The organism is Streptomyces sp. NPDC001231 (assembly GCF_042896885.1).
In the GTDB taxonomy this organism is placed as follows: Bacteria; Actinomycetota; Actinomycetes; order Streptomycetales; family Streptomycetaceae; genus Streptomyces.
In genome coordinates, this window is sequence record NZ_JBIAXS010000037.1 from 34,020 (window position 1) to 45,880 (window position 11,861).

The 11,861-nt window shown below is 72.4% G+C and carries 6 protein-coding genes; 4 read left to right on the plus strand and 2 right to left on the minus strand.

The window, feature by feature from the left end:
• Positions 1–209: 209 nt before the first annotated feature.
• From ACFY3J_RS33360 to ACFY3J_RS33375, 4 genes are read left to right on the plus strand one after another with little or no spacing between them, the layout of a single operon-like run.
• Positions 210–1,601, plus strand: a complete 1,392-nt coding sequence (locus tag ACFY3J_RS33360) for a glycosyltransferase (protein WP_384186241.1) — start codon at positions 210–212, stop codon at positions 1,599–1,601.
• Positions 1,602–1,625: 24 nt separating this feature from the next.
• Positions 1,626–2,684, plus strand: coding sequence for a DegT/DnrJ/EryC1/StrS family aminotransferase (locus ACFY3J_RS33365; RefSeq protein WP_384186244.1), 1,059 nt, complete (start codon positions 1,626–1,628; stop codon positions 2,682–2,684).
• A complete protein-coding gene (locus ACFY3J_RS33370; RefSeq protein ID WP_384186248.1) occupies positions 2,684–3,883 on the plus strand; it encodes a cytochrome P450 in 1,200 nt (399 codons plus the stop codon). The genes ACFY3J_RS33365 and ACFY3J_RS33370 overlap by 1 nt, the downstream gene beginning before the upstream one ends.
• A gap of 54 nt (positions 3,884–3,937) precedes the next feature.
• Positions 3,938–4,138 carry a ferredoxin gene (locus tag ACFY3J_RS33375; RefSeq protein WP_376551975.1) on the plus strand — a complete coding sequence of 67 codons (201 nt, stop codon included), beginning with the start codon at positions 3,938–3,940 and terminating at the stop codon, positions 4,136–4,138.
• 90 nt (positions 4,139–4,228) lie between these two features.
• Here the strand turns inward: ACFY3J_RS33375 and ACFY3J_RS33380 are convergent, their stop codons facing one another.
• Positions 4,229–5,419, minus strand: coding sequence for a cytochrome P450 (locus ACFY3J_RS33380; protein WP_390842404.1), 1,191 nt, complete (start codon positions 5,417–5,419; stop codon positions 4,229–4,231).
• Between the two features lie 319 nt (positions 5,420–5,738).
• A complete protein-coding gene (locus tag ACFY3J_RS33385) occupies positions 5,739–11,849 on the minus strand; it encodes a type I polyketide synthase (RefSeq protein ID WP_390842405.1) in 6,111 nt (2,036 codons plus the stop codon).
• Positions 11,850–11,861 lie beyond the last annotated feature (12 nt).

The following is an 11,861-nucleotide window of genomic DNA, read 5'->3' on the forward strand; positions in this document are numbered from 1 at the left end:
AGGGATTCCCCGGACCCTGGCGTGAGACGAAGTCAGCGGCACGCTTCTCCCGAGCGGCACGGTGCGCCGCGCGGCGGGGTCGGCGGTGTCCTGTGACGGCGCGCGCGACAGACGGCGGCGTCGGCGAATGCGGTCATCCGGCGACATTCGGTGGGTGGACGCGAGGCGTGCGGGCCGCGCGGTCCGCCACTTTCCGAAGGGTGTTGTCCATGGGCGCGCACAGGCGGCCGATCCTGTTCGTCAGTTATGCCGAAAGCGGTCTTCTCAATCCGCTGCTCGTACTGGCCGAGGAATTGTCCCGGCGCGGTGTGGAGGATCTGTGGTTCGCCACGGACGAGAAGGCGCGGGACCAGATCGAGTCGTCGTCGGTGGGCAGTTCCCTGCGGTTCGCCTCGCTCGGCGACACCGTGTCGCAGATGTCGGCGGTCACCTGGGACGACGACACCTATGCCGAGGTGACGCAGCGGTCCCGTTTCAAGGCACACCGCGCGGTGATCCGGCACTCCTTCGCGCCAGGGACCCGGGTGGAGAAGTACCGGGCGCTGGAGAAGGTCGTCGAGGAGGTCCAGCCCGCCCTGATGGTGATCGAGAGCATGTGCCAGTTCGGGTACGAGCTGGCGATCACCAAGAAGATCCCGTTCGTGCTCGGGGTGCCGTTCCTGCCGAGCAACGTGCTCACCTCGCACGTGCCGTTCGCCAAGTCGTACACGCCGTCCGGGTTCCCGGTGCCGCACTCGGGCCTGCCCGGGAGGATGACGATCGCCCAGCGCGTGGAGAACGAGCTGTTCCGGGTGCGCACGCTCGGGATGTTCATGTCGAAGGAGATGCGCGAGGTCGTCGAGGAGGACAACCGCATCCGCGGCGAGCTGGGCATCTCCCCCGAGGCGCGGCAGATGATGGCGCGCATCGACCACGCCGAGCAGGTGCTGTGCTACTCGGTGCCCGAACTGGACTACCCGTTCCCGATGCACGAGAAGGTGCGGCTGGTGGGTACGCTGGTGCCGCCGCTGCCGCAGGCGCCGGACGACGACGGGCTGTCGGACTGGCTGACGGAGCAGAAGTCCGTGGTCTTCATGGGCTTCGGCACCATCACCCGTCTCACCCGGGAGCAGGTCGCCTCACTGGTCGAGGTGGCCCGCCGGCTGGAGGGCGAGGGCCACCAGGTGCTGTGGAAGCTGCCGCGCGAGCAGCAGCACCTGCTGCCCCCGGCCGAGGAACTGCCCGCGAACCTGCGGATCGAGAGCTGGGTTCCCTCGCAGCTGGACGTACTGGCCCACCCGAACGTCAAGGTGTTCTTCACGCACGCCGGCGGCAACGGCTACCACGAGGGCCTGTACTTCGGAAAGCCGCTGGTGGTACGGCCGTTGTGGGTGGACTGCGACGACCAGGCCGTGCGCGGCCAGGACTTCGGCGTGAGCCTGACCGTCGACCGCCCCGAGACCGTGGACACGGACGACGTCCTCGACAAGATCACCCGTGTGCTCGACGAGCCGTCCTTCACCGAACGCGCCGAGTACTACGCCGGGTTGCTGAAGGCCGCGGGCGGTCGTACCGCTGCCGCGGACCTGCTGCTCGGCCTCCCCGTCCTGGCAAACGACTGACCGAGGAATTCGAGGAAGTCAAGGATGTCCTATACGTATCCGGTCTCCATGCCGTGGCTGAAGGGCCGCGAGCTGGAGTATGTGACGGAGGCCGTCGGCGGCGGCTGGATCTCGTCGCAGGGGCCCTACGTCCGGCGGTTCGAGGAGGCGTTCGCCGCCTACAACGACATGCCGCACGGTGTCGCCTGTTCCTCGGGCACCACCGCGCTGACGCTGGCGCTGCGGGCGCTGGGCGTCGGCCCCGGCGACGAGGTGATCGTCCCGGAGTTCACGATGATCGCCTCCGCGTGGGCGGTCACCTACACGGGGGCGACCCCGGTGTTCGTGGACTGCGGCGACGACCTGAACATCGACGTCTCCCGCATCGAGGAGAAGATCACCCCGCGCACCAAGGTGATCATGCCGGTGCACATCTACGGCCGGCAGTGCGACATGGACGCCATCATGAACCTGGCGTACGAGTACAACCTGCGGGTGGTCGAGGACTCGGCGGAGGCGCACGGGGTGCGGCCGGTGGGCGACATCGCCTGCTTCTCGCTGTTCGCCAACAAGATCATCACGGCGGGTGAGGGCGGGGTGTGCCTGACCCGGGACGCCCATCTGGCGGAGCAGATGGCGCACTTGCGGGCGATGGCGTTCACCAGGGACCACAGCTTCCTGCACAAGAAGCTGGCCTACAACTACCGCATGACGAACATGCAGGCCGCGGTGGCGCTCGCGCAGACCGAGCAGCTGGACACCATCCTCGCGACCCGCCGCGACATCGAGAAGCGCTACGACGAGGCGCTGCGGGACGTACCCGGCATCACGCTGATGCCGGCCCGCGACGTGCTGTGGATGTACGACCTGCGGGCCGAGCGGAGCGAGGAGCTGCGCGCGTACCTGGCCGACCAGGGCGTCGAGACCCGGGTGTTCTTCAAGCCGATGAGCCGCCAGCCGGGCTACTACGACGCCGACTGGCCGTCGCTGAACGCCTCCCGGCTCGGCGAGGACGGGTTCTACCTGCCGACGCACACCGGACTGACCGCGCGGGAGCAGGAGTTCATCACCGACCGGATTCGCGACTTCTACGGAGCCAAGTGATGACCGCCGACGCCGAGACGACGACCTTCGCTCCGGGCTGCCCGGTCGCCTTCCCGCTGCGGCGGCCGGGACGTCCGTTCCCGCCGCCGGAGTACGCCGACTACCGGGCGGGCGAGGGCCTGGTCCGCTCCGAACTGCCCGCCAGCGGCCCGGTGTGGCTGGTGACGCGGCACGAGGACGTGCGGGCCGTGCTGACGGACTCCCGGATCAGCGCGGACCCCTCCCGCCCCGGCTTCCCGAGGGCGCGGCGCACCGGCGGCGCCCCCTCGCAGTCGGAGGTCCCGGGCTGGTTCGTGGCGCTGGATCCCCCGGAGCACGACCGGTTCCGCAAGACGCTGATCCCGGAGTTCACCGTGCGCAAGGTGCGGGAGCTGCGTCCGGCGATCCAGCAGATCGTGGACGAGCGGATCGACGCGATGCTCGCCGCGGGCGACTCGGCCGACCTGATCGCGGACTTCGCGCTGTCCGTGCCGTCGCTGGTCATCTCCGACCTGCTCGGGGTGCCCAAGGCGGACCGGGACTTCTTCGAGACGAAGACGAGGGTTCTGGTGACCCTCAGCTCCACCGACGACGAACGCGACGCGGCCTCCAAGGCGCTGCTGCGCTATCTGAACCGGCTCATCCAGATCAAGGACCGCCGCCCCGGCGAGGACCTGATCAGCCGACTGATCCAGGCCGGCACCATGTCCCGGCAGGAGCTGTCCGGGGTGTCGATGCTCCTGCTCATCGCGGGGCACGAGACCACGGCGAACAACATCGGCCTGGGCGTGGTCCAGTTGCTGACGAACCCGCAGTGGATCGGCGACGACCGCATCGTGGAGGAGATGCTGCGCTACTACTCGGTCGCCGACCTGGTGTCCTTCCGGGTGGCGGTGGAGGACGTGGAGATCGGCGGACAGCTGATCCGGGCCGGTGAGGGCATCGTGCCGCTGATCGCGGCGGCCAACCACGACGGTTCGGTCTTCGACAAGCCCGAGGAGTTCAACCCGGAGCGTTCCGCGCGCTCGCACGTGGCGTTCGGGTACGGCGTCCACCAGTGCCTCGGGCAGAACCTGGTGCGGGTGGAGATGGAGATCGCCTACCGGACCCTGTTCGAGCGCATTCCGACTCTCGAACTGGCCGTGCCGGTCGAGGAGTTGTCCCTGAAGTACGACGGCGTGCTGTTCGGTCTGCACGAGCTGCCCGTCACCTGGAGCTGAGCGACGGGCCGGCCCCCGCGGCGGCGGCCGGCCCGGTGGAACGACCCTGGAGGAATGATGGTGCGCGTCAACGTGGACATCGATCGCTGCGTCGGTGCCGGACAGTGCGTGCTGACCGTGTCGGACGTGTTCGACCAGGACGACGACGGCCTGGTGACCGTCCTCGGACAGCCGTCGGACCCGGCCACGCTGGACGCGGTCCGGGAGGCGGCGGTGGTCTGCCCCTCGATGGCGATCACGGTCGTGGAGGACTAGGCCTCTCGTACGGCCCTGAGTACGGAAAGGGCGGCGGCCCCCACTCGTCAGGCAGTGGGAGCCGCCGCTGGTCTTGGGTGGGGCGGGGTATCACCAGGTGACGGGCAGTTCGGTGAGGCCGCCGTTGAGCTGGCCCGACGTCACCTGGAGCTCCTCCACCGGGCGGGCCAGCCTCAGACCGGGCAGCCGGGTGAACAGCTGCGTGTAGGCGGTCTTCAGCATCATCCGGGCCAGCGGGGCCCCGATGCAGTGCCACATGCCGTGCCCGAACGTCAGGTGCTCGTTGGGCGCGCGGCGGATGTCGAAGACCTCCGGCTCGTCGAAGACCGCCTCGTCGAAGTTGACCAGCGTGAAGTCGAGCAGCACCAGGTCGCCGGTGCGCATGGTGACGTCGCCGATGGTGATGTCGTCGGTGGCGTAGCGCGGCAGCGCGGCACCCGAGCCGCCGGCCTTCGCGGCCCGCAGGATCTCCTCGACGCCACTCTTCATCAGCTTCTCGTCGGCGAGTGCCTCCTGCAGCTGGTCCGGGTACTGCGTGAACAGCACGACGCCCAGGTCGACATGGGTGGCGACGCTGTCAAGGCCGGCGAAGAGCAGGCTCGCCGCGATGGGGCCGATGCGCTCGTCCTCCGGGACCGTCTGGCACAGCCGGGAGATCACGTCGTCCCCGGGTTCGGCCCGCTTGCGGCCGACCAGTTCGACCAGCAGCCCGAACAGCTTCGCCTGGCTCTCGGCGACACTCTCCGCGTCGTTCAGCGTGGCCATCTCGCCCAGCACCGCCAGCAGTTGGCCCTGCTCCTGCATCGGGATGCCGATCAGGGCGCACAGCACGGTCAGCGAGTACGGCAGCGAGAAGTTGCCCCGCAGGTCGGCGGGACGCTCCTGGGCGGCGAAGCCGTTCAGGATCTGCTCCGCGATCCCCTCCACCATGGGCATCATGTTGAGCACCCGGCGGGCGGAGAACTGCGGGGTGAGCAGGGTGCGCAGCTCGGCGTGCGCGGCGCGGGCCGCCTCGACGTCGTCCATGATGAGCAGGTCCATCAAGGGGTTCTTGACGTAGCGGGGCGCGTTGGCCGGGTCGGCGTGCGCGCGGGCCAGGCGTTCGTCGTGCAGCAGCTGCTTCAGCTCCGCGTGCCGGGTCACCAGCCAGCCCTCGTCGCCGGCCGGGGTGGTGATCTTGGTGACGGGAGCGCGCATCTGGAGCTCGCGCAGCAGCGGGCTGAGGCGGAGCACCGAGGGCGCGGCGTCCTCGAGCGAGGGCGGCGGGGTGGGGTTGAGCATGAGACTGCTACTCCTTGGGGCAGTGGTGGTGTGCGCGGGTCCCCGGCTGGGGTCTTTCGTTTGGCTCAGGCCGGATCAGGGAGCGGGGCCTGGCGCCGTGCCCCGCAAGGCGGAGGAGGGCGGCAGGGCGGAGCCCTGACAACCGACGACAACGCCGCGAGGTGTGGTGTCAGGCCCCGCGAGCCCGGCATGATCCGAACGAGAGGCCCTGGGGGCCGCTGTCGCACCCGGAACGACGCCGTGGGAGAGGGCGGCGCCCCGGATGCGGTGGGGGGACAGGAGGGACCGGCCGGGTTGGCGTGCACCGACCGGACCCGGCTCAGGCCTCGCCGGCCGGAAGTTCGGCGAGCCAGTTCTCGATGGCCTCGGCGGTCAGTGCCGAGTGCTCCATGGCCAGGGACAGATGGTCGGCCTCGATGTCCTGTACCGCGTCGGCCGGCACCGCGGAGGTGTCGAGTCTGAAGCCGTTGTTGGCCTGCGTGGCGCGCAGGAGCAGGGTGGGGGCGGTCGTGGCGGGTGCCTCGATGTCCGTCATCAGCATGAACCAGTGCGCCATCGCGGACATCCGGGCGCTGTTGAGCGTCACGGACGGCGAGTCGATGTCGGCCAGGTAGAAGCGGGTCGTCTGGTCGAGGTTGTTTCCTTCCGAGGGGTCGTACCGGATGGACGCCGTGTCGAGCAGGACGACCGCCTCCGGCTTCACGCCCCAGGTGTCCTCCAGGACCCCGGCCGCGAGGTAGGCGAGGGAACCACCGGTGGAGTGGCCGACCATCACGAACGGTTCGCCGTCGCTCGCCATCAGGACGCTCTCGGCGACGATCCGGGCCGCCGCGTCACTGGTGGCGGGCAGCAGCTCGCCGGGGGCGAACCCCATCAGCGGCAGCGCCGACACATGGCGCCTGCCGCGGAAGTGGGCGGCGATGCGGGCGTACTGGTGGACACCGCCGGTGGCGCCGGGCGCGCTGACGAAGATCAGCCGCGGGGTGCCGGGGCCGGTGGCCAGGGTGACGGCCTCGGACAGCTCCTCCAGGTCCGCGGGCGTCTCGAAGGTGGGCCGGGTGTTGGCGACGGCCTTCAGCATCCGCATCGCCTCGACGAGTTTGCCGCCGCGCACCGCGTTGTGGAACAGGCCGACCAGTGTGTCGTCGGGGTGCACCGTGGTGCCGGCGACGGCGGTGCCGGACGCCGGGCCGGAAGCGGACAGGTCGCCCAGTTCCTCGTTGAGATGGCGGGCCAGCTTCACCGGCGTCCTGCTGTCGAAGACCACCGACGTCGGCAGGCGCAGCCCGAGGAGTTCGCCGAGCTGGTTGCGCAGACTGACCGAGACCAGCGAGTCGAAGCCCAGCTCCAGGAAGCCGCGCTCGGGGTCGACGGCGGCGGGGTCGGCGTGGCCGAGCAGGCCCGCGGTGAAGCCGACGACCAGCTCGGTGAGCAGCTTCTCCCGGCCGGCGGTGTCGAGCGTGCGCAGCCCGTCGAGCACGGTCTTGGGCGAGCGGTCCGCGGCGGCGGCGCGCCGGGGGCGCGGCACCAGGTCGCGCCAGAGGGCGGGCAGCGACTGCTGGACCTGGAGTCCGGCGACGTTGATCCGGGTGGGCACGACCACCGGCTCGGGGCGGGCGAGGGCGGCGTCGAACAGGGCGAGGCCGTCCTCGATGCTCATCGGCGGGGTGCCGCCGCGGTCCATCCGCCCCAGGTCGGTGTCGCTGACCTGGCTGGTCATGCCGCTGCCACGGCCCCAGGGGCCCCAGGCGAGGGACACGGCGGGCAGGCCGGCCGCCACGCGCTGCTGGGCGAGCGCGTCGAGGCAGGCGTTGGCGGCGGCGTAGTTGCCCTGGCCGGGGCCGCCGATGACGCCGGAGATCGAGGAGTACAGCACGAACGCGGCGAGGTCCTGGCCGAGGGTCGCCTCGTGCAGGTGCAGGGCCGCGTCGGCCTTGGGACGCAGCACACCGGCCAGTTGTTCCGGGGTGAGCGAACCGATCAGGGCGTCGTCCAGGACACCCGCGGTGTGCACGACGGCGGTCAGCGGGTGCTCGGCCGGCACCGACGCGACGAGCGCGTCGACCGCGTCGCGGTCGCCGACGTCGCAGGCGGAGACGGTCACCTGGGCCCCCAGACCGGTCAGCTCGGCGACCAGTTCGGCCGCGCCGGGAGCCTGCGCACCGCGGCGGCTCGCCAGCAGCAGGTGCCGGGCGCCACGGGCGGTGACCAGGTGACGGGCGAGCGCGGCTCCGAGGCCGCCGGTGCCGCCGGTGATCAGGACGGTGCCGTCGGGGTTCCAGCCGGGGGCGGCGGGGGCGTCGTCGGGCGTGCGCGGCAGCCGGGCGAGCCGGGCGGCGCGCACCTGGTAGTCGCGGACCGCGAGCTGCTGCTCGTCGAGCGTCAGCACGTCGGGCAGTACGCCGGCGGACAGGAAGGTGTCGTCGAGGTCGACGAGCAGCAGGCTCCCGGGGTTCTCGGTCTGCGCGGAGCGGACCAGGCCCCAGACGGCCGCGCCGGCCGGGTCGAGGACGTCCTCGTCGTCGAGGGCGACGGCTCGGCGGGTGACGAAGACGAGGCGGGTGCCCGCGAGCCGCGGCTCCGACAACCACTCCTGGAGATGGCCGAGGACCTGGGTGGTGAGGGCGCGTACCCCGTCCGCCCCGGAGTCCTTCTCCCCCACCAGCGGGATCAGGAACACGTCGGGCGCGACACCGCTGTCGCCGATGGCACCGCCCAGCGACTCCGCGTAGGCGGTGACGGTCTCGTCGGCGCGGTGCATGGCGTAGCCGAGGTCGAGTTCGTCGGAGCCGACGACGGCCCAGCGGGTGCCGGTGGCGCGGGCGGAGGCCTTGACGGGCACCCACTTCAGCGCGAACAGGTCACCCTGGCCGGTGGCGGCCGGGTTCACGGCGGGGCCGTCCGGGGTGCCCAGGCGCACGGTCTCGGCGGTCAGGACGAGATTGCCCGCGGGGTCGACGGCGGTGAGGGCGACCGTGTCGGGCCCGGTGGTGCTCAGCCGTACGCGCAGCGCGGTGGCGCCGGTGGCGTGCAGCGTGAGCCCGTCGAAGCCGGTCGGCTCGCCGGCCGTGGTGCCGTCGAGGGCGGCGGCGCGCAGGGCGGTGGACAGCAGAGCGGGGTGCAGTCCGAAGCCGCTGTCGGGACCCGCGGGCAGCTCGGCCTCGGCGAACACCTCGCCCTCGTGCCGCCGGACCCCGGTCAGGCCGCTGAAGAGCGGACCGAGGGCGTGCCCGTCGGACTCCAGCTCCGTGAGCGGGACTTGGCGGGCGTCGGCGGGCGGCCACTGAACGAGGTCCGCGGCGGTGTCCTCGGCGCCCTCGTCGGGGGCGAGGACACCACGGGCGTACGTCGTCCAGGGGGCGTCGTCCGAGGTGGCCGGGCGGGCGTGCACGGAGAGCGCCCGGTGGCCGGAGGCGTCCGCGGGGCCGACGCGCACCTGGAGCAGGACCGCGTCGCGGTCGCCGAGGGTGAGCGGGGCGAGCAGGTCGAGCCGGTCCAGGCGCGGGGTGCCGTTCTCGTCGCCCGCGCGGACCGCGATCTCCACGAAGGCCGCGCCGGGGACGGTGATCCGGCCGTCGACGCGGTGCTCGGCGAGCCAGGGGTGGGTCAGCGGCGAGAGGCGTCCGGTGAGGACGGACTCGTCGGCGTCGGCGAGGGCGACGGTGGCGCCGAGCAGCGGATGCGCGGCGGCGCCGAGGCCCAGTCCGGCGGGGTCGCCGGAGCGGGCACGCACGGTCGGCCAGTACCGGCCGCGCTGGAAGGCGTACGTCGGCAGGTCCACGGGGGCCGGACGCCCGGGGAGGGTGCCCTCGAACACGGCGTCCCAGTCGGCCCCTGTGCCCCGGGTCCACAGGGTGCCGAGCGCGCCGAGCGCGGCGGCCTCCTCCGGCTGGCCCTTGCGCAGCGCGGGCACGGCGGTGACGACGGTGCCGTCGGTGGACTGCGTGTTCTCGCCGACGAGCGCGGACAGCACGCCGTCGGGGCCGAGTTCGAGGAAGGTCCGTGCCCCTTCGTCGACGAGGGTGCGCACGGCGTCGGCGAAGCGGACGGCCTGCCGGGCGTGGCACACCCAGTAGTGCGGCGTGGCCAGTTCCTCGGCGGTGACGACGTCGCCGGTGAGGGTGGAGACGACGGGGACCGACGGCTCGCCGAAGGTGAGCTCGGCGACGACGTCCCGGAACGCGTCGAGCATCGGGTCCACGAGCGGCGAGTGGAAGGCGTGGCTCACGGAGAGCCGCGTGGTGCGCCGGCCCTGCTCCCGGAAGTGGTCGGCGACGGCGAGGACGGCGTCCTCGGCGCCGGAGACCACCACGGAATCGGGGCCGTTGACCGCGGCGAGCGAGACCCGCTCGTCCAGCAGCGGCCGCACCGCGGACTCGGTGGCGCGCAGCGCGACCATGGCTCCGCCGGCCGGCAGGTCCCGCATGAGGCCGGCGCGGGCGGCGACCAGCGTGCAGGCGTCCTCCAGGGACAGCGCGCCGGCCACGTGCACGGCGGCGATCTCTCCGACGGAGTGTCCGGCGAGGTGGTCGGGGCGCAGCCCCCAGGAGGCGAACAGGCGGTAGAGGGCGACCTCCACGGCGAACAGCGCGGGCTGGGTGTGGCCGGTGTCGTCGAGGGCCGCGGGGTCCTCGCCCCACATGACGTCGCGCAGCGAGTGGCCGAGGCGCTCGTCAAGGAGGGCGAGGGTCTCGTCCAGGGCCGCGGCGAACACCGGGAAGCGGGCGTGGAGTTCACGGCCCATGCCGAGGCGCTGGGCGCCCTGGCCGGAGAACAGGACGGCGAGGCCGGGACGGTCGCCGGAGGGTACGGTGCCGCGTGCGGCCTCGGTGAGCCCGCCGTCCGCGGCGACGAGCAGCGCCCGGTGTTCGAAGGGGGTGCGGGTGCCGGCCAGCGCGTGTCCGACGGCGACGGGGTCGGCGCCGGACGCGGCGAGCGGCCGGACCCGCTCCAGCTGGGCGTCGAGGGCGGCGGCGGTACGGGCCGACACGGGCCAGGGCACGGCGCGCGGGACGACCGGTGCGGGCTGCGGCTCGTCGGTGTCCTCCTCGGCCGCGGGGGCCTCTTCGAGGATGACGTGGGCGTTGGTGCCGCTGATGCCGAAGGACGACACACCGGCCCGGCGCACCTGCTCGCCCTCGGGCCAGGGAGTGGCCTCGGTGAGCAGGCTGACGTGGCCGGTGTCCCAGTCGACGTGCGTGGAGGGCGCGTCGACGTGCAGGGTGCGGGGCAGCAGCCCGTGGCGCAGGGCCAGGACCATCTTGATGACGCCCGCGGCGCCGGCGGCGGCCTGGGTGTGGCCGATGTTGGACTTCACCGTGCCCAGGCGCAGCGGGCGGCTCGCGTCGCGGTCCTGGCCGTAGGTGGCGAGCAGGGCCTGTGCCTCGATGGGGTCGCCGAGGGTGGTGCCGGTGCCGTGCGCCTCGACGGCGTCGACGTCGGCGGGCGAGAGCCCGGCGGAGGCCAGCGCGTCGCGGATGACGCGCTGCTGGGCGGGCCCGTTGGGGGCGCTGAGGCCGTTGGAGGCGCCGTCCTGGTTCACGGCGGAGCCGCGCAGCACGGCGAGCACCGGGTGGCCCTTGCGCCGCGCCTCGGAGAGCCTCTCGACGAGGATCATGCCGACGCCCTCGGACCAGCCGGTGCCGTCGGCGGAGTCGGCGAACGCCTTGCAGCGGCCGTCCGCGGCGAGGCCGCCCTGGAGGCTGAAGCCCACGAAGCTGGACGACGTGGTCATGACGGTGACACCGGCGGCCAGCGCGAGGTCGGCCTCGCCGGAGCGTACGGACTGGGCGGCCAGGTGCAGGGCGACCAGGGCCGAGGAGCACGCGGTGTCGAGCGTGACGGCGGGTCCCTCGAAGCCGAGCGCGAAGGACAGCCGGCCGGACATCACGCTGGCGGCCAGGCCGTTGCCCGCGTAGCCGCCCATGTCGTCGTCGGAGGCGAGGACGAGGTGGGCGTAGTCCTGCGAGTTGGTGCCGACGAACACACCGGTGCGGCTGCCGCGCAGGCTGCCGGGGGCGATCCCGGCACGTTCCACGGCCTCCCAGGCGGTTTCAAGCAGCAACCGCTGCTGCGGGTCCATGGCCAGCGCCTCGCGGGGCGAGATGTCGAAGAAGCCCGGGTCGAAGTCGGCCACGTCGTGCAGGAATCCTCCCTTCTGCGTGCTGCTGCGGCCCTCTCCGTCACCGGCCAGCGTCTCCAGGTCCCAGCCGCGGTCGGCCGGGAACCCGCCGATGGCGTCACGGCCGTCGGCCAGCATCTCCCAGAGGTCCTCCGGGGATCGCACACCGCCCGGGAAGCGGCAGGCCATGCCGACGATCGCCACGGGCTCGTGGCGGCCCGACTCGGCTTCCTGGAGGCGTCTGCGGGTCTGGTGGAGATCCGCCGTGACCCACTTCAGGTAATCGACGAGCTTTCTTTCGTCCGGCATCGTCCGTGAACC